Below are 23,987 nucleotides of genomic sequence, written 5' to 3' on the forward strand. Positions count from 1 at the left end.
CGCGCGGCATCAGCCGCGGCGCTTGCGGAGGTAGCGCAGGACGAAACCTGGAAAGGCCAGCACGAGGAACATGCAGGCGGTGATCGCGTAGAACTCCCAGGTCTGGGGGAACGCGGTACCGATGCGGGATTCGAGGGCGTGGGCCAGCGCGCCGACGACAAAGTATAAAACAATCAACTCGAGCAGGCGCACGACGAAGTATTTCGCGTGCGCCTTGTTCTGTGCCGGCTTCACGGGAATGAAGCCGAGCACGCTCTCGTTGAGGAACGGCAGGTTGGCGAACGCAAGTGCGACCGCGATCACCAACCAGCTGGCCAGGGAGACGTCCACCGCGGCCTTAGGACTTCAGGGTCAGGGTCATGGCCGACAGGCAAGCCGCCAGCAGCGGGCCCGGCAGGATGCCCAGGATCACGACCAGGATGCCGTTCAGCGACAGCACGACGCGCATGTCCAGCGGGGTCGAGATCGGCGACGCATCGGCCACCTCGTCGAACCACATGACTTTCACGACGCGCAGGTAGTAGAACGCACCCACCAGCGACGCGGCGACGGCGACGACCGCGAGCCACAGCTGGCCCGAACCGACGACGGCGTCCAGCACGGCCCACTTGGCCATGAAGCCCATCATCGGCGGCACGCCGGCCAGCGAGAACATCAGCGCGGTCATGACGAGCGCGTACCACGGGCTGCGCTTGGCCAGGCCCTTGAAGTCGGCCAGTTGTTCCGCTTCGTGGCCCGAGCGCGCCAGCATCATGATGACGCCGAAGCTGCCCAGCGTGGTCAGGACGTAGGTGATCGTGTAGTACATCGAGGCGCTGTAGGCGGTGGCGATGTTCGCGGCATTCGCGGCGTCGCGGCTGCCGACCACGCCGGCCATCATGCCCAGCAGGACGAAGCCCAGCTGCGCGATGGTCGAGTACGCGAGCATGCGCTTCAGGTTGGCTTGCGCGATCGCGGTCAGGTTACCGATCACGAGCGACAGCACGGCCAGCGCCAGCAGCATCTGCTGCCAGTCGATCGCCAGCGGCAGCAGGCCCTCGACGAGGATGCGGATCATCATCGCGAACGAGGCCAGCTTCGGCGCGGCGCCCAGCAGCAGGGTGACGGCGGTCGGCGAGCCCTGGTACACGTCCGGGACCCACATGTGGAACGGCACGGCGCCCAGTTTGAAGGCCATGCCGGCCACGACGAACACGAGGCCGAACACGAGGATCGTGTGGTTGGCGGCGTTGCTCGACACCAGCTTGGCGATCGTCGTGATGTCCAGCGAACCGGTGGCGCCGTAGATCATCGAGATACCGTACAGCATGAAGCCCGACGCGAGCGAACCCAGGATGAAGTATTTCATCGCGGCTTCGGTCGAGATCGCGTGGTCGCGGCGCAGGGCCACCAGCGCGTACAGGGACAGCGACATCAGTTCCAGGCCCAGGTAGATCGGCAGCATGTTGTTACCGGAGATCATGACCATCTGGCCCAGCATCGTGAACAGCGCGAGCACGTAGAACTCGCCGCCCAGATTGCCGGACATCATGCCGCGCTCGGCCGTGTACTGGCGCGAGTACACGAGCGTGACGCCCACGGCCAGGTAGGTGAACAGCTTGAGCAGGTTCGCCATCGGGTCCGACACGAACATGTTGTAGAACGTGTAGGTCGTCGTGCCGGCCTTGAAGTCGGCGTAGGTGATCACCGCGCAGCCCACCAGGGTGAGCAGCGACAGGATGTAGGTCAGCGTACGCTTGCCGTCCTTCTGGAACATGTCGATCAGAAGGATGGCGCAGGACGCGATGACCAGGAAGATTTCTGCAGCGACCGGCCCCAGGTTGTTGGCGGCCAGCACGGCTTGGGTGTTAATCATCGGATTCATATCGTTGTTGTAGCCTCTATCGACTCAGTGCGCGGCGACCGCAGCCACTGCCGTCGGCAGCTTGCTGACCGAGACGTGCTGCAACAGGTCCGCCACCGACACTTGCATCGAATCGGTGAACGGTGCCGGATACAGCCCCATGTAGATCGTCAGGATCGCGAGCACGCCCAGCATGAAGAACTCGCGGCCGTTCAGGTCGACCAGCTCGGCCACGTGCTTGTTGCCGATCTTGCCGAACACGACGCGCTTGACCATCCACAACGAGTACGCCGCGCCCAGGATCAGGGCGGTGGCGGCCAGCAGGCCCGTCCAGAAGTTGAACTTGACGGCGCCCAGGATGACCATGAACTCGCCCACGAAGCCCGACGTGGCCGGCAGGCCGCAGTTGGCCATCGCGAACAGTACCGAGAACGCGGCGAACTTCGGCATCACGTTGACGACCCCGCCGTAGTCGGCGATCTGGCGCGAGTGCATGCGGTCGTACAGCACGCCGATGCACAGGAACATGGCGCCCGACACGAAGCCGTGCGAGATCATCTGCACGATACCGCCCTGCACGCCGATCTCGTTGAAGATGAAGAAGCCGAGCGTGACGAAGCCCATGTGGGCGATCGACGAGTACGCGACCAGTTTCTTCATGTCGACCTGCACCATCGCGACCAGGCCGATGTAGATCACGGCAATCAAGGAAAGCACGATGATCAGCGGTGCCAGGTAGTGCGACGCGTCAGGCGCGATCGGCAGCGAGAACCGCAGGAAGCCGTAACCGCCCAGCTTCAGCATGATCGCGGCCAGCACGACGGAGCCGCCGGTCGGCGCTTCCACGTGGGCGTCCGGCAGCCAGGTGTGCACCGGCCACATCGGGACCTTGACGGCGAACGCCATCAGGAAGGCCACGAAGATCAGGACCTGTTCCTTCATCGTCAGCGGCAGGTTGTGCCAGGCCAGGATGTCGAAGCTGCCGTTCGATTTGTTGTACAGGTAGATGATCGCGATCAGCGTCAGCAGCGAGCCCATGAACGTGTACAGGAAGAACTTGAACGACGCGTACACGCGATTCGGGCCGCCGAACACGCCGATGATGATGAACATCGGGATCAGGGTGGCTTCGAAGAAGAAGTAGAACAGCAGGCCGTCCAGTGCGACGAACACGCCGATCATCAGGCCCGACATCAGCAGGAACGAACCCATGTACTGGGCCACGCGCTCCTGGATCACTTCCCAGGCCGAGATCACGACGATGATCGTGATGAATGCGGTCAGCGGCACGAACCACAGCGAGAGGCCGTCGATGCCCAGGTAGTACTGGATGTTGAAACGTTCGATCCAGGCGGCCTTCTCCACGAACTGCGGTCCGTGGGCCGTGTTGCTGAACTGCGTCATCAGCGGGATGGTCGGCAGGAAGCTGACCACCGCGCCCGCCAGCGCCAGCAGGCGGGTGAAGCCCGCTTTGCTGTCGCGACCGACTGCCAGCACGATGATGCCGCACAGGATCGGCAACCAGACCGACAGGCTCAGGTAAGGAGGAAAGGTAGAAATCGTAGACTGCATCTTGTTTTTCTCTCTTTTAAGCGTGCCAGAACGGGAAGAAGTACAGCAGCGTACCCAGCACGCCCAGGATCATCACGAACGCATAGTGGTAGATGTAACCAGTCTGGAACGTACGGACGATGGTCGAGAACCAGCCCACCAGCTTCGCGGAGCCGTTGACGACGAGGCCGTCGATCAGCGCGCGGTCGCCCACTTGCCACAGGCCCTTGCCCAGCAGGCGTGCGCCGCCGGCGAAGACGATCTCGTTGAACTTGTCCATGTAGTACTTGTTGTCCAGCAGCGTGTGGATCGGACGCAGCGCCTTGTAGAAGGCCGCCGGCACGCGCGGATTGATCATGTAGCAGTAGAACGCGGCGACGACGCCGGCCAGCGCGATCCAGAACGGCAGCGACGTGAACGCATGCACGCCCATCGCGACCGGGCCGCTGAACTCGTGCGCCAGCTCTTCCATCGCCGGATGGCGCTCGGCATTGATGGTGATGACGTTGTTGAAGAAGCCGCCGTACAGCATCGGCTTGATCGCAAAGAAACCGATGATGACGGACGGGATCGCCAGCAGGATCAGCGGCAGCGTGACGACCAGCGGCGACTCGTGCGGCTTCTGGCCCGGGGCCAGGCCGTGGTGGCCATGGTCGTCGTGCTCTTCTTCGTGGTGCGCGTCCGAATCGTGCTCGGCGTGGGCGTCGTGGCCGTGGGCGGCCTTCGCCTGGTCGTGCGCGTCGTGGCGGTGCGACGCGTCGCCGTGCGCGTGGTCGTCGTGCGCATCGCCGTGGCCATGACCTTTGCCGAAGCGCTCCTCGCCGTGGAACACGAGGAAGTACATGCGGAACGAGTAGAACGCGGTCACGAACACGCCGGCAACGACGGCGAAATACGCGAAGCCCGTGCCCCACAGGTGCGAGGCGTGGACGGCTTCGATGATCGAATCCTTCGAGTAGAAGCCGGCGAAGAATGGGGTGCCGATCAGTGCCAGCGAACCCACCAGCGACGTGATCCAGGTGATCGGCATGTACTTGCGCAGGCCGCCCATGTTGCGCATGTCCTGGTCGTGGTGCATGCCGATGATGACGGAGCCGGCGCCGAGGAACAGCAGCGCCTTGAAGAACGCGTGGGTCATCAGGTGGAACACGGCGACGTTGTACGCCGACACGCCCAGCGCGACCGTCATATAGCCCAGCTGCGACAGCGTGGAGTACGCGACGACGCGCTTGATGTCGTTCTGGATGATGCCCAGGAAGCCCATGAACAGCGCGGTGATCGAACCGATGACGACGATGAACGACAGCGCGGTGTCCGACAGCTCGAACAGCGGCGACATGCGGGTCACCATGAAGATGCCGGCGGTAACCATCGTCGCGGCGTGGATCAGTGCCGAGATCGGGGTCGGGCCTTCCATCGAGTCAGGCAGCCACACGTGCAGCGGGAACTGCGCCGACTTGCCCATCGCGCCGATGAACAGGCAGATGCAGGCGGCGGTCAGCAGCGGCCAGGTCGTGCCGGGCACGAACATGGCCGACAGCGCGCCGGCCTTGGCGAACGTCTCGTCGTAGTTCATCGTGCCGGTGGCGGCCAGCAGCAGGCCGATGCCGAGGATGAAGCCGAAGTCGCCGACGCGGTTCACGAGGAACGCCTTCATGTTCGCGAAGATCGCGGTCGGACGCGTGTACCAGAAGCCGATCAGCAGGTACGAGACCAGGCCCACCGCTTCCCAGCCGAAGAACAGCTGCAGGAAGTTGTTGGCCATGACCAGCATCAGCATCGAGAACGTGAACAGCGAGATGTACGAGAAGAAGCGGTTGTAGCCTTCGTCTTCGGCCATGTAGCCGATCGTGTAGATGTGGACCATCAGCGACACGAAGGTCACGACGCACATCATCATCGCGGACAGCGCGTCGATCTTGAAGCCGACCGACATTTTCATGGTGCCGACGGTCATCCAGGTGTAGATGTCGCCGTTATACGTGGCGCCGTCGATCACCTGGTTCAGCGTCATGATCGAGATGACCATGGCGATGAAGACGCCCAGGATGGTCGCGGAATGCGACACGACCCGGCCGACCACGTTGCCGAAGAACTTGGTGCCGAGCAGGCCGGCGATCGCCGAGCCCGCGAGCGGCGCGAGTGGCACCGCCAGCAAGAGGTTAGGGTTAATTTGCCCCGCCATATTGAACCTTTTGTTTATTTATCAGGAGGTTGACAGACAAACCGCTTAGCCCTTCAGGCTGTCGAGGTCTTCCACGTTGATCGTGTCCAGGTTACGGAACAGGACCACCAGGATCGCCAGGCCGATCGCCGATTCGGCGGCCGCGACAGTCAGGATGAAGAACACGAAGATCTGCCCTGCCGCGTCGCCCAGATAATGCGAGAACGCCACAAAGTTCAGGTTCACCGCCAGCAGCATCAGTTCGATGGCCATCAGCAGGATGATGATGTTCTTCCGGTTCAGGAAAATGCCGATCACGGAGATCGCGAACAGGATCGCGCCCAGGATCAGGTAATGAGCGAGCGATAAAGTCATTGCGTCTCCTTGTTCGCGGCGGCGGCAACGGCAGCGTCGTCGATCGCCTTCTGGTTCACCGTCTGCATCTTGACGATCTTCAGACGGTCGTTACGCTTGACGCGGACGGCGAGGCCCGGGTCGATGGCTTTGGTGTCCTTGCGCTTGCGCAGGGTCAGCGCCACGGCGGCGATGATGGCGACCAGCAGGATCAGGCCGGCGATCTCGAAACCGTAGATGTACTGGGTATAGATCAGGCGGCCCAGTTCGCGCGTGCCCCCGATGTGGCCCACGGCGCTTTCCGCCGGCGCATCGCCCTGGCCCAGGAAGCCGCGCCACAGGACGGCGGCCATCTCCAGCACGATCAGCGCGCCGACGCCCGACGCCACCGGCAGGTAGCCCCAGAAGCCTTCGCGCATGCGGTCGATGTTAATGTCGAGCATCATCACGACGAACAGGAACAGCACCATGACGGCGCCGACGTAGACCAGTACCAGCACGATGGCCAGGAACTCGGCCTTGAGCAGCATCCAGATACCGGCAGCGTTGAAGAACGCGAGCACCAGGAACAGCGCGGCGTGCACCGGGTTCTTGGCGGTAATGACGCGCAACCCGGCCAGCACCATCACGGCCGCGAACACGTAGAACAGAACAGTTGTGAAATCCATGACTTACGCAGGAGCCCTTTTATTGTTAGCGGTACTTGGCATCGGCTTCGCGCGCGGCGGCGATGTCGTTCTCGTAGCGATCGCCCACGGCCAGCAGCATTTCCTTGGTGTAGTACAGGTCGCCGCGTTTTTCGCCGTGGTACTCCAGCACTTGCGTCTCGACGATCGAATCGACCGGGCACGATTCTTCGCAGAAGCCGCAGAAGATGCACTTGGTCAGGTCGATGTCGTAGCGCGTGGTGCGGCGGGTGCCGTCCTCGCGCTGCGCCGACTCGATCGTGATGGCCATCGCCGGGCACACGGCTTCGCACAGCTTGCACGCGATGCAGCGCTCTTCCCCGTTCGGGTAGCGGCGCAGCGCATGCAGGCCGCGGAAGCGCGGCGAGATGGGGGTCTTTTCTTCCGGGTACTGGACCGTGATCTTGCGCGAGAACGCGTATTTGCCGGTCAGGGCCAGGCCCTTGATGAGCTCGGACAGCATCAGGCTGCCGAGGATCTCTTTAACTCGTGTCATTTTGTGTGCTTCCTTACTTCCAGATGTTCCACGGCGTCTGCATCCAGCCGGCGACCAGCACCAGCCAGATCAGGGTCAGCGGAATGAACACTTTCCAGCCGAGACGCATGATCTGGTCGTAGCGGTAGCGCGGGAACGTGCCGCGGACCCAGATGAACAGCGAGACGATCAGGAACATCTTGGCGAACAGCCAGAAGAAGCCGCCGAAACCGCCGCCGAATTCGAGGAACGAGAACGGTGCGGCCCAGCCGCCCAGGAACATGATCGATGCCAGCGTGGCGACGAGGATCATGTTGGCGTACTCGGCCAGCATGAACATCGCGTACGACATGCCGGAATATTCCACCATGTGGCCGGCCACGATTTCCGATTCGCCTTCCACCACGTCGAACGGGTGGCGGTTGCATTCCGCCAGGCCGGACGTGATGTAGATGACGAACAGCGGCAGCAGCGGCAGCCAGTTCCACGACAGCAGGTTGATGCCGTGGTCGACGGCCCAGCCGCGGGCCTGTGCGCCGACGATGTCCGAGAAGTTCAGCGAGCCCGACACCATCAGCACGACGACCATCACGAAGCCCATCGGGATTTCGTACGAGATCATCTGCGCCGATGCGCGCATGGCGCCCATGAACGAGTACTTCGAGTTGGCGGACCAGCCGGCGATGATGATGCCGTACACCTCCATCGACGTGATCGCCAGCAGCAGCAGCAGGCCGGCATTCACGTTGGCGAGCGCGGCTTGCGGGCCGAACGGGATGACGGACCACGCGGCCAGCGCCGGCATGATGGTCATCAGCGGGCCGATCACGAACAGGCTCGGCGTCGCTTTCGCCGGGATCACGATTTCCTTGAGCAGCAGCTTGAGGGCATCGGAAATCGGCTGCAGCAGGCCGCCGGGGCCCACGCGGTTCGGGCCGATACGGATGTGGATCCAGCCGATCAGCTTGCGCTCCCACAGCACGAGATAGGCGACGAGGCCCATCAGCGGCAGCAGGACGACGACGATTTTCAGCAGCGTCCACACGAGGGGCCAGGCCGCAGGGCCCAGCAGGCTCGCGCCGCCGCTGTTCAGGTTGTTGATCATGTCAGGTACCGACATTTTGCTTGGGCTCCCCTGCTTTATGCTTTAGCTACGTTGATCGGACCGAACATGTCGCCCAGTACCGAAGTCGATTCGTGGGCGGCCGCGACCCGCACGACGTTCGCCGGCAGGCGCGCGTCGATGTTGGCGGTCAAGACCACACTGCCCTGCCCTTGCGATACCGTGACCTTGTCGCCGGCATTGACGCCCAGCTTGTCGGCCAGCTTGGCCGACAAGGTCGCCAGCGGCGCCTGGCCGTCGGCCGTGCGCAGCAGCGGTTCGGAACGGCGCGCGACGGCGTCGGCGAAGTGGATCGGCACGTCGGCCAGGCGTTCCACCTGCTCGCCATTACCGAACGAGGCCGCCGCCGGCGCGAGCTTCGCCACGTTGTTCAGCTTCGCCGACAGGTCCGTGTTGCCTTTGCCGAGGGCTTCGTCGCGGATCGTTTCCGAATTCTCGTAGTCGAAACCTTGCAGGCCCAGCAGATTGCCCAGCACGCGCAGCACTTTCCAGGCCGGACGGGTCTCGCCCAGCGGCTTGACGGTGCCGTTGAAGCTCTGTGCGCGGCCTTCGCAGTTCACGAAGGTGCCGGCGGTCTCGCTGAACGGCGAGATCGGCAGCAGCACGTCGGCGTAGTCCATGCCGTGCTTGAACGCGGACATCGCGACGACCATCTCGGCGCCGTTCAGTGCCTTCACGGCTTGCTGCGGGTTGGCGGCATCCAGTTCCGGCTCGGCGTTCAGCAGCACGTACGCTTTCTTCGGCTGCGCGAACAGGTTGGCGGCGTTCTTCGACGTGGCGTTCACCAGGTAGCCGCCGACCGTGTTGGCGGCGTCGACGAAGTAGCCGAACTTGGCGCCGGTCTGTTCCGCGATCCACTGCGCGACAGCGTGCAGCTTCGATGCCTGCGGGTGGTACATCGCGGCATTGCCCAGCAGGACGGCGCCCGGCAGGTCCGCGGCGTGCTCGACGGCCAGCGTGGCGGCGATGCCCTTGGCGACGTCGCCGGCGGTCACGCCTTCGAAGCCGGCCGGGGCTGCGACACCCTTGGCGGCGGCGATGGCGACGGCGATTTCCGACAGCGCCGCCAGCCAGTCGCTCGGAGCGGCGATCAGGCGGTTCGCGGTCGGGATCAGGTTGTCATCAAAGGAACCGTGCACGATGGACAGCTTGGCGCCCGACTTGACGGCAGCGCGCAGGCGCGTCGCGGCCAGCGGGTGGTCCTTGCGCAGGAACGAGCCGACGACCAGCACGCGTTTCAGGTTCGACAGTTCGGCGACCGGCATGCCCAGGTGCGGCACGACGGCGCCATCCAGCGCGAAGTCGGTCTGGCGCAGGCGGAAGTCGACGTTCTCGATGCCGAAACCGCGCATGGCTTTCTGCAGCAGGAACAGTTCTTCGACGGTCGAATGCGGCGTGGCGACGGCGGCGATGCTGTCCGCGCCGTGCTCGTGGCGGATGTTGCGCAGGCCGTGGGCGACGTATTCCAGCGCCGTCTGCCAGTCGGTCTCGATCCACTTGCCGTCCTGCTTGAGCATCGGCACGGTCAGGCGCGAGGCGTTATCGAGGGCTTCGTACGAGAAGCGGTCCTTGTCGGAAATCCAGCACTCGTTGATGTTCTCGTTTTCCAGCGGCAGCACGCGCATGACCTTGCCGCCCTTGACCTGGACGATCAGGTTCGAACCCAGCGAGTCGTGCGGCGACACCGAACGGCGGCGCTGCAGTTCCCACGGACGGGCCGAGTAGCGGAACGGCTTGCTCGTGAGCGCGCCGACCGGGCACAGGTCGATCATGTTGCCCGACACTTCCGAGTCGACCGACTTGCCGACGAACGTCGTGATTTCCGAGTGCTCGCCGCGGCCGACCATGCCGAATTCCATCACGCCGGCGACTTCCTGGCCGAAGCGCACGCAGCGGGTGCACTGGATGCAGCGGCTCATCTCTTCCATCGAGATCAGCGGACCGGCTTCCTTCGGTGCCACGACGCGCTTTTCTTCTTCATAGCGCGAGCCGCTCTTGCCGTAGCCGACGGCCAGGTCCTGCAGCTGGCATTCGCCGCCCTGGTCGCAGATCGGGCAATCCAGCGGGTGGTTAATCAGCAGGAATTCCATGACGGACTTCTGCGCCTGCACGGCCTTGTCGCTGTGCGTGCGCACGATCATGCCCGGCGAGACCGGCGTGGCGCAGGCAGGCAGCGGCTTCGGTGCTTTTTCCACTTCCACGAGGCACATGCGGCAGTTCGCCGCGATCGACAGCTTCTTGTGGTAGCAGAAGTGCGGGATGTACGTTCCCAGTTTGTTTGCGGCGTCCATCACCATCGAACCTGGTGGGACTTCGACTTTCTTGCCGTCTAATTCGATTTCAACCATTTGATCGTTACCTGACCTGGTTTAGAGGTAAGTCGGCACCAGACAGTGCTTGTGCTCGACGTGATATTCAAATTCTTCGCGGAAGTTCTTGATCATGGCGCGAACCGGCATCGCGGCGGCATCACCCAGCGCGCAGATGGTGCGGCCCTGGATGTTGTCGGCGATCGAATTCAGCATATCCATGTCTTCCGGACGACCCTGGCCATGTTCGATGCGGTGGACCATGCGGTACATCCAGCCGGTGCCTTCGCGGCACGGCGTGCACTGGCCGCACGATTCCTCGTAATAGAAGTACGACAGGCGCAGCAGCGACTTGACCATGCAGCGGGTCTCGTCCATGACGATCACGGCGCCCGAACCCAGCATCGAACCGGCCTTGGCGATCGAGTCGTAGTCCAGGTCGGTCTGCATCATGACGTCGCCGCGCACGACCGGCGCCGACGAACCGCCCGGGATGACGGCCTTGATCTTCTTGCCGCCGCGCATGCCGCCCGCGAGTTCCATCAGCTTGGCGAACGGCGTGCCCAGCGGGACTTCGTAGTTGCCCGGACGCTCGACGTCGCCGGAGATCGAGAAGATCTTCGTGCCGCCGTTGTTCGGCTTGCCCAGGCCCAGGTAGTTCTCGGCGCCGATGTTCAGGATGAACGGGACGGCCGCGAACGTTTCCGTGTTGTTGATCGTGGTCGGCTTGCCGTACAGGCCGAACGAGGCCGGGAACGGCGGCTTGAAGCGCGGCTGGCCCTTCTTGCCTTCCAGCGATTCCAGCAGCGCGGTTTCTTCGCCGCAGATGTAGGCGCCGTAGCCGTGGTGGGCGTGCAGCTGGAACGAGAATTCCGAACCCATGATCCTGTCGCCCAGGAAGCCGGCGGCACGCGCCTCTTCCAGCGCTTCTTCGAACAGCAGGTAGTCCTCGAAGATCTCGCCGTGGATATAGTTGTAGCCCACGGTGATGCCCATCGCGTACGCGCCGATGGCCATGCCTTCGATCAGCGAGTGCGGGTTGTAGCGGATGATGTCGCGGTCCTTGAACGTACCCGGCTCGCCTTCGTCGGTGTTGCAGACGAGGTATTTCTGGCCCGGGAACTGGCGCGGCATGAAGCTCCACTTCAGGCCGGTCGGGAAACCCGCGCCGCCGCGGCCGCGCAGGCCGGACGTCTTGAGGTCGGCGATGATCTGCTCGGGCGTGATCTTCTCTTCCAGGATGCGGCGCAGCGCGGAATAGCCGCCGCGCTTGACGTAGTCTTCCAGGTGCCAGTTGGCGCCGTTCAGGTCCTTCAGGATCAGCGGATTGATGTGGCGGTCGTGCAGGCTGGTCATTTGTTCAGTTCCTCCAGCAGGGCGTCGATCTTCTCGTCCGACATGAACGAGCACATGCGGTGGTTATTCACCAGCATGACCGGCGCGTCGCCGCAGGCGCCCATGCATTCGCCTTCCTGCAGCGTGAACTGGCCGTCGGCGGTGGTTTCGCGCCAGTCGATGCCGAGGGCATCCTTGATGCGCTTGCCGGCGCGCTCGCCGCCCGACAGGGCGCACGGCAGGTTGGTGCACACGGTGATCTTGTGCTTGCCGACCGGCTTCAGGTTGTACATGTTGTAGAAGGTGGCCACTTCCTGCACGGCGATGGCGGGCATGCCGATGTAGTCGGCCACTTCGTGCATCGTTTCCGGCGACAGCCAGCCCAGTTCGACCTGCGCGTGGGCCAGCGCGGCCATCACGGCCGACTGGCGCTGGTCGGCCGGATACTTGGCCAGCTCGCGGTCGATTTTTTTCAAGCACTGCTCAGATAACATAATCTTTTTCTACCCTTCTTATCGGTCGATCGAGCCGAACACGATGTCCTGCGTGCCGATGATGGTGACGGCGTCGGCGATCATGTGGCCGCGCGCCATTTCATCCAGGCTCTGCAGGTGGACATAGTCCGGGGTGCGGATCTTCAGGCGGTACGGCTTGTTGGCGCCGTCCGAGACGATATAAATGCCGAACTCGCCCTTCGGGTGTTCGACGGCCGCGTAGGCCTCGCCCGGCGGGACGTGGAAGCCTTCGGTGAACAGCTTGAAGTGGTGGATCAGCGACTCCATGTTGGTCTTCATGTCCACGCGCGACGGCGGGGCGACCTTGTGGTTGCTCGTCATGACCGGGCCCGGGTTCGCGCGCAGCCAGGTGATGCACTGCTTGATGATGCGGTTGGCCTGGCGCATTTCTTCCACGCGCACGAGGTAGCGGTCGTACGAGTCGCCGTTGGTGCCGACCGGGACGTCGAACTCCACCTTGTCGTAGGCCGCGTACGGCTGCAGCTTGCGCAGGTCCCAGGCGATGCCCGAACCGCGCAGCATCGGGCCCGAGAAGCCCATGCCCATCGCGTCTTCCGGCGTCACGACGCCGATGCCGACGGTACGCTGTTTCCAGATACGGTTGTCGGTCAGCAGCGTCTCGTATTCGTCGACATAGCCGTCGAAGCGCTTCGTGAACGATTCGATGAAGTCCAGCACGGAACCCTGGCGGGTCTCGTTCAGTTCGTCGATGGCCTTCTTGCTGCGCAGCGGCGATTCGCGGTGGCGCGGCATCACGTCCGGCAGGTCGCGGTACACGCCGCCCGGACGGTAGTAGGCCGCGTGCATGCGCGCGCCCGACACGGCCTCGTACACGTCGAACAGGTCTTCGCGGTCGCGGAACGCGTACAGGAACGGGCCCATGGCGCCGATGTCCAGCGCGTGCGCGCCGAGCCACATCAGGTGGTTCAGGATGCGGGTGATCTCGTCGAACATCGTGCGGATGTACTGCGCGCGGACCGGCACCTCGATGCCCAGCAGCTTCTCGATGGCCAGCACGTAGCCGTGCTCGTTGCACATCATCGACACGTAGTCGAGGCGGTCCATGTACGGCACGGACTGCAGGTAGGTACGGGTCTCGGCCAGCTTCTCGGTGCCGCGGTGCAGCAGGCCGATGTGCGGGTCGGCGCGCTGGATGACTTCACCGTCCAGTTCCAGCACGAGACGCAGCACGCCGTGCGCTGCCGGGTGCTGCGGACCAAAGTTCAGGGTGTAGTTTTTAAGCTCAGCCATTATTTCATCCCGTAGGTTTCTTCGCGGATCACGCGCGGGATGTTCTCGCGCGGCTCGATCGTCACGGGTTGGTAGATCACGCGTTTCTGCTCGGGGTCGTAGCGCATCTCGACATAGCCCGAGATCGGGAAGTCCTTGCGGAACGGATGGCCGATGAAGCCGTAGTCGGTGAGGATGCGGCGCAGGTCGCCGTGGCCCTCGAACAGGATGCCGTACAGGTCGAACGCCTCGCGCTCGAACCAGTTGGCGTTGCGCCAGATGCCGGTGACCGATTCGACCAGCGGCATGTCGTCGTCCGGACAGAACACGCGGACGCGCACGCGCCAGTTGTGCTCGATCGACAGCAGGTGCGACACGACGGCGAAACGCAAACCGTCCCACGTGCCTTCGCCGTAGGACGAGTAGTCGACGCCGCACAGGTCGACGAGTTCCTGGAAACGCAGCGCGGGGTCGTCGCGCAGCTTCCGCATGGAGGCCAGATACTCGGCGGCCTTCACTACTACCGTTACTTCGCCCAGCGCCACGGTAATGGCAGCGCCCTCGCCCAGAGCATTCTTCAGGGCGAGTTCGAGGGCTTCGATTTTTGTCGTCATGGTTGAAACCGGCTTGGATTATCGCGCGATGGTATTGGTGCGCTGGATCTTATTCTGGAGCTGGATGATGCCGTACAGCAGAGCCTCGGCGGTCGGCGGGCAGCCCGGGACGTAGACGTCGACCGGCACGATGCGGTCGCAGCCGCGCACGACGGAGTACGAGTAGTGGTAGTAACCGCCGCCGTTGGCGCAGGAGCCCATCGAAATGACCCAGCGCGGCTCGGCCATCTGGTCGTAGACCTTGCGCAGTGCCGGGGCCATCTTGTTGCACAGGGTACCGGCCACGATCATCACGTCGGACTGGCGCGGCGACGGGCGGAACACGACGCCGAAACGGTCGAGGTCATAGCGCGCGGCACCCGCGTGCATCATCTCGACCGCACAGCAAGCCAGGCCGAACGTCATGGGCCACATCGACCCGGTACGCGCCCAGTTGATCAGCTTGTCGGCTGTGGTGGTGACAAAACCTTCGTTTAAAACGCCTTCAATAGCCATGGCTTATTCCCAATCAAGGGCACCTTTCTTCCAGATGTACCAGAAGCCGACGACGAATTCGACGATGAACACCATCATCGTGACGAATCCGGTCCAGCCCAGGTCGCGCATCGAAACGCCCCAAGGGAAGAAGAATGCCGTTTCCAGATCAAACAAAATAAACAGGATCGCGACCAGGTAGTACCGGACGTCGAACTTCATGCGCGCGTCTTCGAAGGCCTCGAAGCCGCATTCATACGGGGAAAGTTTTGCCGCATCCGGGCGATGGGGACCGACCACACGGCCGAGGAGTTGCGAGGCGACGCCGACGACGGTGCCGATCACAATGAAGAGCAGGACGGGGAAGTAATTCTCGAGGTTCACGATGAAGCCTTAGTTGAACGATCGGTTGAAAAAAACACTGCAGGGGCTGCAGTACCGCATCGCGCAATCCTGGCTATTTGCCTACACCAGGATCGTACGACTGGAGACACTGAATCATCCGTTTCGCATTGTCGATCCCGACCTTCGAGGCTCGCCGCACGTTCGTACGACCGGGCTTCTCGGGCCAGAAGCGCCGCCGCGGGGACGGTTCTTCAAAGCCTCCGACAGATCCTCGTAAAAAAGCCAGCTAGGCCTCAGAGCGGAAGCTCATGCGCCCTAGCTGGCTTCTTGTATCTTGGTGCCGACGGCGAGACTCGAACTCGCACAGCTTGCGCCACTACCCCCTCAAGATAGCGTGTCTACCAATTTCACCACGTCGGCTGGAGACCAGTATTCTACTCTGACTTAGCAGCATTTTTCAATGCTCAAATTGCGCTAAACCAAGAAAAAATACTCTTTTTCTCAACTTTTCAATAATTCGTGTTTACAGCAACCGAGTCGAGAAGCCGGTCGCCGGCGCTGGCGGACCGAAGCCCGCCGAATACTACACCACCCTGCGTGCGCCTGCAGGAAGTGGCCGCGCCGCAAAAATTACTTGGCGGGCGCGGGGGCCGGTGCTGCAGGCGTGGCGACGCCCGGCACGTCCTGCGTGGCGGACGGTGCAGGTGCGGCCGGCGCACCGGCTGCGGGCGCGGGAGCCGGCGTGGTCGCCGGAACGGCATCGCCGGCGCCGGCCGGTGCCTTGTGCACGGGGACGGTCACGTGCTCCATCACGCCGCCGCCCACGCTCGCGTGCGGACGGTTGCTGCCGAAGTAGGCCAGGGTCAGCGTGGACGCGAAGAAGATCGCGGCCGCGACGGCCGTCGATTTCGACAGGAAGTTCGACGAGCCGCTGGCACCGAACAGGCTGCCGGACGCGCCGGAACCGAAGGCGGCGCCCATGTCGGCACCCTTGCCGTGCTGGACGAGCACGAGACCGATGATGGCCAGCGCGGAGACGACCTGTACGACGACGATCAGATTGAACAACACGTTCATTGTTTATTCCATTCCAAGGTTGACTACTACGTTTGCAAAAATCTTTGCTGCGAACTGCGAAACGTCGCCCCCGCGCAGGCGGGGGTCCAAGTTTGCAAGCGTTACCGCTGCGCCTGAAACCCGGGTTCCCGCCTGCGCGGGAACGACGTTCATGTTGCGGCCAACCTGGACAACGAACCAGGCCGATCAGGCCGCGTGAATGATGGCAAGAAAATCTTCCGCCTTCAAGGCCGCGCCGCCGATCAGCCCGCCGTCGATATCCGGCTGGGCCAGCAGGTCCTTCGCATTCTCCGGCTTCATGCTGCCGCCGTACAGGATCGGCACGATGTCCGCCGCCTCCGCATTGCGCGCCTTCAGCTGCGCGCGCAGTTGCGCGTGCACGTCCTGCGCCATGGCCGGCGTCGCATTCCGGCCGGTGCCGATGGCCCAGACGGGCTCATAGGCCACGACGATTCTTTCCACCGCCGCCGCGTCGAGCGCTTCCAGCACGGCGTCGAGCTGGGCGCCGACCACCTGCGCCGTCTCGCCCGCCTCGCGCTGCTCCAGCGTTTCGCCGACGCAGACGATCGGGGTCATGCCCTCGGCCAGCACCGCCAGCGCCTTCTTTGCCACCAGCGCGCTGTCTTCGCGGTGGTAGGCGCGGCGCTCGGAGTGGCCGACGATCACATAGCGGCAGGCGAACTCCGACAGCATTTTCGCGCACACTTCGCCCGTGTAGGCGCCGAACGCATGGATCGAGACGTCCTGCGCGCCCCATGCGACCGGCGTACCGGCCAGCAGGTCTTCGCACTGCTGCAGGAACGGTGCCGGCACGCACACGGCGCAGGAAGCGCGCGCATTATCCAGTCCGGCAACAATCCCGTTCAACAAAGTCGCGTTGGCTGCACGGCTGCCATTCATCTTCCAGTTGCCTACGATGAGTTTGGCACGCATCACAACCCCACGGTCAAATAACCCGCTATTGTAACGGGCGTTGAAAAACCGGTCAAACCGGGCATGGCATGGTAGGTCGATTGATTATTCATTATATTTTTGTCAGTTTGCGGCGACTTGCAGCATGATCTTGCCCACGTGCGCGCTGCTTTCCATCAGCGTGTGCGCAGCGGCCGCTTCCTCGAGCGGGAAGGTTTTATGGATGACCGGCCTGATCGTGCCCGCTTCCAGCAACGGCCACACGCGCTCGCGCAATTCGCGCGCGATCTGTGCCTTGAACGCCACCGGGCGCGGACGCAGCGTCGATCCCGTGATCGTCAGGCGGCGGCGCAGCACCTGGCCCAGGTCGACGTTGGCCCTGGCCCCGCCCAGCAGCGCGATGACGACGATGCGGCCGTCGTCGGCCAGGCAGCCGATCTCGCGCGCCACGTAGTCGCCGCCCACCATGTCGAGCACGACGTCGACGCCGTTCCCGTTCGTTAATTCCTTGACGATAGCCGCGAAGTCCTCGGTCTTGTAATCGATCGCCCGCTCGGCGCCCAGGTCTTCGCAGGCGCGGCACTTGTCCGCGCTGCCGGCCGTCGCGAACACGCGGTGGCCGAGCGCCTTCGCCAGCTGGATCGCCGTGGTGCCGATGCCGGAGCTGCCGCCCTGCACCAGCAGCGATTCGCCCGCGGCCAGCGCGGCGCGCTGGAACACGTTGCTCCACACGGTGAAATACGTCTCGGGCAGCGCGGCCGCTTCGAGCGGCGACAGGCCCTTGGGCACCGGCAGGCATTGCGCCAGCGGGGCCGCGCAGTATTCGGCATATCCGCCGCCCTGCACGAGGGCGCAGACGAGGTCGCCCTTATGGAATCCGCTGGCGCCGAGGTCGCCGTCGACGATCTCGCCGGCCACTTCGAGGCCCGGCAGATCGGACGCGCCGGGCGGCACGGGATACTGGCCGAGACGTTGGAACACGTCGGGCCGGTTGACGCCGGCCGCGAGGACGCGGATGAGGACTTCGCCCGGCTTCAGCTGCGGCACGGGGCGCTCGCACGGCTGGAGCACCCCGGGCCCGCCGGGCTGGGTGATTTCGATTGCACGCATGGCTTACCCTAGTTAAATAATGAGCAATTGTACGCCAGCGGTCGGGATCGCCCAAGCCGAGTTGCGCTAGAAAATGGCTGGTAACGCTAACAAAGAGCAATGAAATGCTCAGTTGCATGATCATTTCAGTATGTTTAGCGCCACAGCAGGCCATCCCGCTAAACGCCCCGGCCGGGCATGCCGGCGCGCCATGCTTGATCTAGCGCAAAGAACCAATGTTGCCGAAAGTCCAGACTCTCCCCTTGCGGCCTCGATTGCCGTAGCCGCACGCCAATCATGAAAGGTGATTAACCATGCCAATCTGTAGCACGCCTGCGTTGCAGACCATCGTCGACCAGCTGATGCTGGTCGTGGACCCGAAAGTCAGCACGGCGCTCGGAGGCCTGCGTTACGTGCTCGTCGAGAACTGCATGGCTTTGACGAATGGGAATCCCGCGATCTATCTCAACAGCCTGGCGGCCCAGGCACGCGTGGTCGGATGGGTCAATCGGGCGAAGATCGGCAACGTCGATGCCGAACAGGGCAACAGCGTCGCGGTCAACAAAAGCAAGATGGACGACGTGCCGCTGCTCTACGGCGTCCTGCTGCACGAGTCCGCGCACGCCTGGGCCGAAAAATGCGGTTTCGCGAACACCGAACGCAACGCCTATCTGTTCGAGATCCAGTGGGTGTGCGCGCTGGCGGCCGCGCCGAATCATCCGCTCGGGCCCGCGATGCGCGCCGGCCTCGGCGGTTATTTCGCCAGCCGCATGTCGCAATTCAAGAAGGCCGAGGGCGTCGAAGATGCGCTGGACTGGTCGCTGAAGCGCCACGGCCTGGCCTGACGCAAAAACGCCAGCCCGAAGGCTGGCGGTGACGGTGGCGGAACGGCACAGGCAGGAATGCGATGCCGCCGGCAATGCCGGTGCACGCGAACTCCGTTGCGGGCGGCCCGGTAGAGCCGCCCCGACGCCTGCCTGCGGCGTTCAGCGCATGCGCGCTACTTCTTGTCGTTCTTGTGGCTTTGCGAGCCTGCCTTGGCGTGCTGCTCCGGCGTGCCGCCGCGGGTATGGCTGCCGCTCTGCTGGCTGCCGCCGCCCTGGCTTTGCTGGCTGCCGCTGTCGTTCTTGTGGCTCATCGAGCCGGCGCGGCGTGCCTCTTCCGACGTGAACTCGTGGGCGTTGCCCGAAGCGTGGGCGGCCTTGCCGCCTTCCGAGGCGATTTCGCGCTGCTTCTGCGGGTCCATCGATGCGAAACCGCGGTTGCTGGTATCGCCGCTCTGGTTGTTGCCCTTGTTGCCGCCCTGGTTGTTACCCTGGTTTGCCATGATTGCCTCCAATGGTTGAGTTGTCGTACAGCTCATGAAAACTGCTTGAGAGGTCATCATCCTAGTCCCGCCGAGACGACCGGAACACCAAGGATTCGCCATGCGCATGTAGGACATTGCCTTATGCGGGCATAAGCTTCGCTCTTACAACCAGGCAGCAACTTTGCTGTTCAAGAACCGCCGCCGCCCGTGCGCGACGACGTCGGCAGCGGCGTCCCCGGTTTCCAGTTGCGCGACATGGCCTGCGCTTCGTCGACCTGTTCCTGGGTCATCTGTTTGACGAGCGAGGCGCGCTGCTCGATGGCATTGCGGTGGCCGTTGGCGGCGGCCAGATTCCACAGCATATAGGCAAGGACAAAGTCCTGCGGCATCCCCGCCACGTGGTAGCGGTACATCAGGCCGAGCGCGTACTGGGCGTCCGGATGGCCCTGCTCGGCGGCCTTGCGGAACCATTGCACGGCCAGTTTCTGGTCCTGGGGGACGGCATTGCCCGTGTAATACATGGCGCCGATGACGTATTGCGCATCGGCCTTGCCCTGCACGGCTGCCTTGTAGTGCCACGAAAATGCCTGCTTGTAGTCGCGCGGCACGCCGCGGCCCATGTAGTACATCAGGCCGAGCAAATGCTCCGCGTCCGCGTTGCCGGCCCTGGCAAGCGGGGTGATTTCCTTCAGGGCCAGCGCGTAATTGCGGGCATTGTAGGCATTGGCGCCTTCCGTGAGGCCCGCCATCGCACTACCGTGCAGGCCGAGCGCGAACAGGATCGCAACGGTCAGTTTTCTCATTGTCTCGTTCAGACTTTATTCTTCTGCTTCTTTTCGAGATACGGCTATTTCCAGCTCACCTTGCCCAACCCGTCGACCGCGACCTTGCGGTTCTGGGGCTTGCCGTACACGGTTACCGAACCCATGCCGGACAGGTTCAGGTTCGCACTCTGGCGCGCCGTCACGCGCGCATTGCCCAGGCCGGACAGGTCGATGTCGACCGAGTCCGCGCTGCACTGCTGGGCGTCCAGGTTGCCGAGGCCGCCGAGGTCCGCCTTGAGCCATTTGGCGCGCCCGCTGAGCGAGATGTAGCCGGCGCCCTGCAGGTTCAGTTCGATCCCCTCCCCGTTCAGGCCCTGCATCTGCATGCTGCCGATGCCGCCCAGGCTGGCGCGCACGAGCCGGTAGTTGCTGGATATCTTCATCGAGCCGGCGCCGTCCAGCGTCAGTTCCAGCTCGTCGCCGGTGAAGCCGGACACGTCCGTCGTCCCCAGGCTCTCCGACGTCACCGCGCGCAGCGCCGGCAGCACGAGTTCCGCACGCAGCGACCCGGTGCGCACGTGGCCGCGGATGTCCGTATCGATGTGCAGCGTGTCGCCGTTCTGCGACGTGACCGTCCGCTCCAGGTAGCGCGATTCCCCGATGAGGGTCAGCGCCGCCGTGCCGCCCTGGCGGATCTTCAGGTCGACGGCGCCATCCACGTCGACCCGCACGACGCGGGCGTCGACGGGGCGGGTCTCGGTCACGACGTCGGGCGCGGCATGCGCCACCCCGAGGACGGCACACAGGGCGACGCCCACCGGGGCCAGCGCGAAAATCTTGTTCATCCGATTCTCCGAATTCCTGTTTTTGTTTTGTAAAGGTTGGTGCGTGTTGAAAACAGGATAAACGGACTGGCCCTCTCCACCCAAGGGATTGCGACGAACTGCAAGAATGACCACCTGAGCGACACAGGGACGTGGCTGGCATGCATAGTCGAGCCGGTCATTATCGCGCGCCGGATACCCTCCAAATGTCTCCGTTTGTCACGGTTTGTCATCGATGTATGCACCAACAATTCATGCCATCCGTGTTCCAGGGAGCGCCGAACGCGCCGAAGGGGGTGTTCGACCGCGCCATCACGGGCGGCGGCCGTAACAACGGTTCCACGCGGCCCGACTTCACCAACTACGTCGAGACGGCGCCGGTGTCGTCGCTGGAGCCGATCCTGCGGCTCGAAGCGGACCGCATGAAGACCCTCGACTTCAACCCGGCCACCCTGAAGAATCGGCAACCGGCTCGTGGGCCTGCCGGCCGAGTTCCTGGGCCAGTACGTGCCGCTGATCGAGAAGGTGACGCCGGAACAGGTGCGCGACGTGTCGAAGAAGTATTGCGCGCCGGAGAATCAGTCGATCGTCGTCGGCGGCGACGCGAAGGCCGTCGGGGAGCAGTTGAAGGCGTTCGGGGACTGTACCGTGACCGACAAGTAAGCGCTGGCGCGGACGCGCGAGCGCGCGCGAGCCTCCCGGGTGCGCGCCCGGGAGGCTTGTTTCATTCGGGCGCGCTTATTTTTTGGCCGACTGCTTCGAACCGCCGCTCGACGACTGCTTCGTCTCGCCATGCTCGGCGCGCTGCTTGTTCACGATGCGCGACGCGACTTCTTCCTCGCGGCCGGGATAGCGGTGTTCCTTCTTGAATTCGGTCTCGAGCTTCTTGAACTCGCGCTCGCGTTTCGGGCTGGCTCCCTTGGGCATGATGGCCTCCATCGGTGCATTGATGGCGCCAGATTAGGCCGATCGCGTGCGGATGTTCGTGCGATGACGCACGTTGCGCGGCAAGCGCTTCGTGGGCACGGGGTGCCCACCCTACGTGTCGTTTGCCGTAGGGTGGGCGGCCTCCGCCCACCGAACGGACGTCAACCCTGGAGCGCTTTCTCCAGGTCTTCCAGCTCCGCCGGCTTGACGAGGTGCGCATCGAACCCCGCCTCATGCGCCTTGCGCCGGTCCTCCGGCGAACCGTAGCCCGTGTGCGCCACGAGGCGGATCGCCGAGAGCTGCGGCTGGCGCTTGATCATGCGCGCCAGCTCGTAGCCGTCCACGCCCGGCAGGCCGATGTCGAGCACGATCACGTCCGGGCGCAGGTCCGACGCCATCTGCACGAGGTTGCCCGCGTCCGCCGTCGTATGCGCCTCGTAGCCCATCTCGGCCAGCAGGAACGCCATCATTTCCATGGCATCCACATTGTCGTCGACGAGCAGTACCTTGCGGCCGCCGGACGCCGGCGCCGGCTGGCCGGCCGCGGCCTGCGCCGCATCCGCGCCCTGCCCCGCCGGGGCCGTCGTGCGCAGCACCGGCAGCTCGACGGTGAACGTGGAACCGAGCCCGATGCCGGGGCTCGTCGCCGCCAGCCGGCCGCCGTGCATCTCGAGCAGGCGCGAGACGAGCGACAGCCCGATGCCGAGGCCTTCCGGCGCGCGGTCGGGCGGGACGGCGGCCTGGGTGAACATGCCGAAGATGCGCGACAGGTTGTCCTCGGCGATGCCGATGCCGTTGTCCTGCACGGCGATCCGCACGACGGCATCGAGCAAGGTGACTTCGACCTTGATCCTGCCGCCCTTCGGCGTGAACTTGGCCGCGTTGTGCAGCAGATTGCCCATCGACTGCGCCAGGCGCACCGGGTCGCCCATCAGCCAGATGCGGCGCTCGGGCTGGACCAGTTCCAGCGTGTGTTCGCGCGCCGCGATCAGCGGGCCGGCCGTTTCGAGCGCCTGCGCGATCACGCCACCCAGCTCGACCTCTTCCTGGCGCAGCGCGATCTTGCCCTCCGAAATGCGCGCCACGTCGAGCAGGTCGTCGACGAGGTGCGCCAGATGGTCGACCTGGCGCGTGATGACTTCGCGCGCGCGCGCCTGGCGCTCGATGGCGCCGGTGCCGGACGCGCCCAGCAGCGCAGCCGCATTGCGGATCGGCGACAGCGGATTGCGCAGTTCGTGCGCGAGGGTCGCGAGGAATTCGTTCTTGTTGGCGTCGGCCGCGCGCAGCAGCGCCTCCATCTCCTTGCGGCGCGTGATGTCGCTCGTCACGCGCGCCACGCGATAGACTTCGTCGCGGCTGTCGCGCACCGGGAACAGGCGGTCGCGCACCCAGCGCAGCGAGCCGTCCGGCATCATGACGCGGAACTCGGCTTCGTAATGCGGCGCGGACGGCAACGCGTCCCACAGCGACACGACATACGCGCGGTCGTCCGGATGGACGGCCGCGATCCAGCTGGACGGCTCGCGCTCGAGCGTCTCGACGGGGCGGCCCCAGATCGTCGCATAGGCGGGGCTCACGTATTCGAGCGCGCGCGCCGGCACGGAAAACATCCAGAACACGTCCTCGATGTTGTCGGTCAGCTGGCGGAAACGCTCCTCGCTGTCGCGCAGCGCGCTCTGCGTCTGGCGCATGCGCAGCAGCGCGTTGACGTTGGCGATCAGTTCGTCGGCCTCGATCGGCGCGGCGAGATAGTTGTCGGCGCCGCCCTCCAGGCCGCGGATCTTGTCGGCGCGGCCCGTCAGCGCGGCCGACGTCTGCAGCACGAGCACCATCGCGCTGTCCGGATCGGCCTTGATGCGGCGGCACACCTCGATGCCGTTGATGTCCGGGAGCTTCACGTCGAGCAGCACCAGGGCGACGCCGCCGCGCTTGACGACGTTCAGCGCGTCGGTGCCGTTGCTCGCCTCGACGACCTCGAAGCCGGCGCTCTGCAGGATCCGGGTCTTGGCGTAGCGGGCGCCGTCGTTGTCGTCGACGTTGAGGATCAAAGTCGGGGTAGTCATGATG

General features: G+C 64.1%; 25 protein-coding genes and 1 tRNA gene. 2 read left to right on the plus strand and 24 right to left on the minus strand.

The genetic code is table 11. From position 1 onward, the window contains the following. Window positions 1-9 precede the first annotated feature (9 nt). The 19 genes from ASC93_RS02920 to ASC93_RS03010 form a co-directional block, all read right to left on the minus strand. Window positions 10-330, minus strand: coding sequence for a DUF2818 family protein (locus ASC93_RS02920; RefSeq protein WP_056436614.1), 321 nt, complete (start codon window positions 328-330; stop codon window positions 10-12). A 7-nt stretch (window positions 331-337) separates the two neighbouring features. Continuing rightward, a complete protein-coding gene (gene nuoN, locus ASC93_RS02925; protein ID WP_056436617.1) occupies window positions 338-1,864 on the minus strand; it encodes an NADH-quinone oxidoreductase subunit NuoN in 1,527 nt (508 codons plus the stop codon). A gap of 24 nt (window positions 1,865-1,888) precedes the next feature. After that, on the minus strand, window positions 1,889-3,415 hold the full coding sequence (locus tag ASC93_RS02930; protein WP_056436620.1) for an NADH-quinone oxidoreductase subunit M: 1,527 nt from the start codon (window positions 3,413-3,415) through the stop codon (window positions 1,889-1,891). A 16-nt stretch (window positions 3,416-3,431) separates the two neighbouring features. Then, on the minus strand, window positions 3,432-5,579 hold the full coding sequence (gene nuoL, locus ASC93_RS02935) for an NADH-quinone oxidoreductase subunit L (RefSeq protein ID WP_056436623.1): 2,148 nt from the start codon (window positions 5,577-5,579) through the stop codon (window positions 3,432-3,434). Window positions 5,580-5,624: 45 nt separating this feature from the next. Next, window positions 5,625-5,933 (minus strand): NADH-quinone oxidoreductase subunit NuoK, encoded by a 309-nt coding sequence (nuoK, locus tag ASC93_RS02940; protein WP_029757428.1) that lies wholly within the window; start codon window positions 5,931-5,933, stop codon window positions 5,625-5,627. After that, window positions 5,930-6,580: an NADH-quinone oxidoreductase subunit J gene (locus tag ASC93_RS02945; protein ID WP_056436626.1), complete on the minus strand. Its 651-nt coding sequence runs from the start codon at window positions 6,578-6,580 to the stop codon at window positions 5,930-5,932. The genes nuoK and ASC93_RS02945 overlap by 4 nt, the downstream gene beginning before the upstream one ends. A gap of 25 nt (window positions 6,581-6,605) precedes the next feature. After that, window positions 6,606-7,094 carry an NADH-quinone oxidoreductase subunit NuoI gene (gene nuoI, locus ASC93_RS02950; protein WP_029757430.1) on the minus strand — a complete coding sequence of 163 codons (489 nt, stop codon included), beginning with the start codon at window positions 7,092-7,094 and terminating at the stop codon, window positions 6,606-6,608. Between the two features lie 13 nt (window positions 7,095-7,107). Then, on the minus strand, window positions 7,108-8,193 hold the full coding sequence (nuoH, locus tag ASC93_RS02955) for an NADH-quinone oxidoreductase subunit NuoH (protein ID WP_056436629.1): 1,086 nt from the start codon (window positions 8,191-8,193) through the stop codon (window positions 7,108-7,110). A 20-nt stretch (window positions 8,194-8,213) separates the two neighbouring features. Continuing rightward, window positions 8,214-10,544 carry an NADH-quinone oxidoreductase subunit NuoG gene (gene nuoG / locus ASC93_RS02960; protein ID WP_056436632.1) on the minus strand — a complete coding sequence of 777 codons (2,331 nt, stop codon included), beginning with the start codon at window positions 10,542-10,544 and terminating at the stop codon, window positions 8,214-8,216. A 21-nt stretch (window positions 10,545-10,565) separates the two neighbouring features. Next, complete coding sequence (nuoF, locus tag ASC93_RS02965; RefSeq protein WP_056436635.1) at window positions 10,566-11,861, minus strand: NADH-quinone oxidoreductase subunit NuoF; 1,296 nt, start codon at window positions 11,859-11,861, stop codon at window positions 10,566-10,568. Next, window positions 11,858-12,334: an NADH-quinone oxidoreductase subunit NuoE gene (gene nuoE, locus ASC93_RS02970; protein WP_056436638.1), complete on the minus strand. Its 477-nt coding sequence runs from the start codon at window positions 12,332-12,334 to the stop codon at window positions 11,858-11,860. Before nuoE ends, nuoF begins: the two co-directional genes overlap by 4 nt. A gap of 18 nt (window positions 12,335-12,352) precedes the next feature. Beyond that, window positions 12,353-13,606, minus strand: a complete 1,254-nt coding sequence (locus ASC93_RS02975; protein WP_056436641.1) for an NADH-quinone oxidoreductase subunit D — start codon at window positions 13,604-13,606, stop codon at window positions 12,353-12,355. Next, window positions 13,606-14,199: an NADH-quinone oxidoreductase subunit C gene (locus tag ASC93_RS02980; RefSeq protein WP_056436644.1), complete on the minus strand. Its 594-nt coding sequence runs from the start codon at window positions 14,197-14,199 to the stop codon at window positions 13,606-13,608. The genes ASC93_RS02975 and ASC93_RS02980 overlap by 1 nt, the downstream gene beginning before the upstream one ends. A gap of 18 nt (window positions 14,200-14,217) precedes the next feature. Beyond that, window positions 14,218-14,694 carry an NADH-quinone oxidoreductase subunit B family protein gene (locus ASC93_RS02985; RefSeq protein ID WP_036230641.1) on the minus strand — a complete coding sequence of 159 codons (477 nt, stop codon included), beginning with the start codon at window positions 14,692-14,694 and terminating at the stop codon, window positions 14,218-14,220. Window positions 14,695-14,697: 3 nt separating this feature from the next. Next, window positions 14,698-15,057: an NADH-quinone oxidoreductase subunit A gene (locus tag ASC93_RS02990; RefSeq protein ID WP_056436645.1), complete on the minus strand. Its 360-nt coding sequence runs from the start codon at window positions 15,055-15,057 to the stop codon at window positions 14,698-14,700. A gap of 296 nt (window positions 15,058-15,353) precedes the next feature. Next, a tRNA-Leu gene (locus ASC93_RS02995) sits at window positions 15,354-15,438 on the minus strand. Between the two features lie 210 nt (window positions 15,439-15,648). Beyond that, complete coding sequence (gene secG / locus ASC93_RS03000) at window positions 15,649-16,095, minus strand: preprotein translocase subunit SecG (protein ID WP_056436648.1); 447 nt, start codon at window positions 16,093-16,095, stop codon at window positions 15,649-15,651. Window positions 16,096-16,281: 186 nt separating this feature from the next. After that, complete coding sequence (gene tpiA, locus ASC93_RS03005) at window positions 16,282-17,028, minus strand: triose-phosphate isomerase (protein ID WP_082547714.1); 747 nt, start codon at window positions 17,026-17,028, stop codon at window positions 16,282-16,284. A gap of 102 nt (window positions 17,029-17,130) precedes the next feature. After that, on the minus strand, window positions 17,131-18,117 hold the full coding sequence (locus ASC93_RS03010) for an NAD(P)H-quinone oxidoreductase (protein WP_056436651.1): 987 nt from the start codon (window positions 18,115-18,117) through the stop codon (window positions 17,131-17,133). Between the two features lie 293 nt (window positions 18,118-18,410). Between ASC93_RS03010 and ASC93_RS03015 the strand changes: the two genes are divergently transcribed. After that, window positions 18,411-18,941: a hypothetical protein gene (locus ASC93_RS03015; protein ID WP_157201717.1), complete on the plus strand. Its 531-nt coding sequence runs from the start codon at window positions 18,411-18,413 to the stop codon at window positions 18,939-18,941. A 155-nt stretch (window positions 18,942-19,096) separates the two neighbouring features. Here ASC93_RS03015 and ASC93_RS03020 read toward each other — a convergent pair whose 3' ends face one another. The 3 genes from ASC93_RS03020 to ASC93_RS03030 form a co-directional block, all read right to left on the minus strand. After that, window positions 19,097-19,423 (minus strand): KGG domain-containing protein, encoded by a 327-nt coding sequence (locus tag ASC93_RS03020; RefSeq protein ID WP_056436657.1) that lies wholly within the window; start codon window positions 19,421-19,423, stop codon window positions 19,097-19,099. Between the two features lie 170 nt (window positions 19,424-19,593). Continuing rightward, window positions 19,594-20,208, minus strand: a complete 615-nt coding sequence (locus ASC93_RS03025; protein WP_056436660.1) for a tetratricopeptide repeat protein — start codon at window positions 20,206-20,208, stop codon at window positions 19,594-19,596. A gap of 44 nt (window positions 20,209-20,252) precedes the next feature. Beyond that, window positions 20,253-21,014 (minus strand): DUF2807 domain-containing protein, encoded by a 762-nt coding sequence (locus ASC93_RS03030; protein ID WP_056436663.1) that lies wholly within the window; start codon window positions 21,012-21,014, stop codon window positions 20,253-20,255. 453 nt (window positions 21,015-21,467) lie between these two features. Between ASC93_RS03030 and ASC93_RS03035 the strand changes: the two genes are divergently transcribed. Beyond that, the gene (locus tag ASC93_RS03035; protein WP_056436665.1) at window positions 21,468-21,656 is read left to right on the plus strand and encodes an insulinase family protein; all 189 of its coding nucleotides are present in this window, start codon (window positions 21,468-21,470) and stop codon (window positions 21,654-21,656) included. Window positions 21,657-21,731: 75 nt separating this feature from the next. Here the strand turns inward: ASC93_RS03035 and ASC93_RS03040 are convergent, their stop codons facing one another. Further along, window positions 21,732-21,920 (minus strand): hypothetical protein, encoded by a 189-nt coding sequence (locus tag ASC93_RS03040; RefSeq protein WP_056436957.1) that lies wholly within the window; start codon window positions 21,918-21,920, stop codon window positions 21,732-21,734. 161 nt (window positions 21,921-22,081) lie between these two features. Next, complete coding sequence (locus ASC93_RS03045; protein ID WP_229412581.1) at window positions 22,082-23,983, minus strand: response regulator; 1,902 nt, start codon at window positions 23,981-23,983, stop codon at window positions 22,082-22,084. Between the last annotated feature and the right edge of the window lie 4 nt (window positions 23,984-23,987).

It is taken from the genome of Massilia sp. Root335, from assembly GCF_001425685.1.
Classification (GTDB): Bacteria; Pseudomonadota; Gammaproteobacteria; order Burkholderiales; family Burkholderiaceae_D; genus Telluria; species Telluria luteola.

Excerpts from the sequence above, each read along its gene's own strand:
- nuoN (WP_056436617.1), bottom strand. The coding sequence starts at position 1,864 with ATGAATCCGATGATTAACACCCAAGCCGTGCTGGCCGCCAACAACCTG.
- ASC93_RS02930 (WP_056436620.1), bottom strand. The coding sequence starts at position 3,415 with ATGCAGTCTACGATTTCTACCTTTCCTCCTTACCTGAGCCTGTCGGTC.
- nuoL (WP_056436623.1), bottom strand. The coding sequence starts at position 5,579 with ATGGCGGGGCAAATTAACCCTAACCTCTTGCTGGCGGTGCCACTCGCG.
- nuoK (WP_029757428.1), bottom strand. The coding sequence starts at position 5,933 with ATGACTTTATCGCTCGCTCATTACCTGATCCTGGGCGCGATCCTGTTC.
- ASC93_RS02945 (WP_056436626.1), bottom strand. The coding sequence starts at position 6,580 with ATGGATTTCACAACTGTTCTGTTCTACGTGTTCGCGGCCGTGATGGTG.
- nuoI (WP_029757430.1), bottom strand. The coding sequence starts at position 7,094 with ATGACACGAGTTAAAGAGATCCTCGGCAGCCTGATGCTGTCCGAGCTC.
- nuoH (WP_056436629.1), bottom strand. The coding sequence starts at position 8,193 with ATGTCGGTACCTGACATGATCAACAACCTGAACAGCGGCGGCGCGAGC.
- nuoG (WP_056436632.1), bottom strand. The coding sequence starts at position 10,544 with ATGGTTGAAATCGAATTAGACGGCAAGAAAGTCGAAGTCCCACCAGGT.
- nuoF (WP_056436635.1), bottom strand. The coding sequence starts at position 11,861 with ATGACCAGCCTGCACGACCGCCACATCAATCCGCTGATCCTGAAGGAC.
- nuoE (WP_056436638.1), bottom strand. The coding sequence starts at position 12,334 with ATGTTATCTGAGCAGTGCTTGAAAAAAATCGACCGCGAGCTGGCCAAG.
- ASC93_RS02975 (WP_056436641.1), bottom strand. The coding sequence starts at position 13,606 with ATGGCTGAGCTTAAAAACTACACCCTGAACTTTGGTCCGCAGCACCCG.
- ASC93_RS02980 (WP_056436644.1), bottom strand. The coding sequence starts at position 14,199 with ATGACGACAAAAATCGAAGCCCTCGAACTCGCCCTGAAGAATGCTCTG.
- ASC93_RS02985 (WP_036230641.1), bottom strand. The coding sequence starts at position 14,694 with ATGGCTATTGAAGGCGTTTTAAACGAAGGTTTTGTCACCACCACAGCC.
- secG (WP_056436648.1), bottom strand. The coding sequence starts at position 16,095 with ATGAACGTGTTGTTCAATCTGATCGTCGTCGTACAGGTCGTCTCCGCG.
- tpiA (WP_082547714.1), bottom strand. The coding sequence starts at position 17,028 with ATGCGTGCCAAACTCATCGTAGGCAACTGGAAGATGAATGGCAGCCGT.
- ASC93_RS03010 (WP_056436651.1), bottom strand. The coding sequence starts at position 18,117 with ATGCGTGCAATCGAAATCACCCAGCCCGGCGGGCCCGGGGTGCTCCAG.
- ASC93_RS03015 (WP_157201717.1), top strand. The coding sequence starts at position 18,411 with ATGCCAATCTGTAGCACGCCTGCGTTGCAGACCATCGTCGACCAGCTG.
- ASC93_RS03020 (WP_056436657.1), bottom strand. The coding sequence starts at position 19,423 with ATGGCAAACCAGGGTAACAACCAGGGCGGCAACAAGGGCAACAACCAG.
- ASC93_RS03025 (WP_056436660.1), bottom strand. The coding sequence starts at position 20,208 with ATGAGAAAACTGACCGTTGCGATCCTGTTCGCGCTCGGCCTGCACGGT.
- ASC93_RS03030 (WP_056436663.1), bottom strand. The coding sequence starts at position 21,014 with ATGAACAAGATTTTCGCGCTGGCCCCGGTGGGCGTCGCCCTGTGTGCC.
- ASC93_RS03040 (WP_056436957.1), bottom strand. The coding sequence starts at position 21,920 with ATGCCCAAGGGAGCCAGCCCGAAACGCGAGCGCGAGTTCAAGAAGCTC.
- ASC93_RS03045 (WP_229412581.1), bottom strand. The coding sequence starts at position 23,983 with ATGACTACCCCGACTTTGATCCTCAACGTCGACGACAACGACGGCGCC.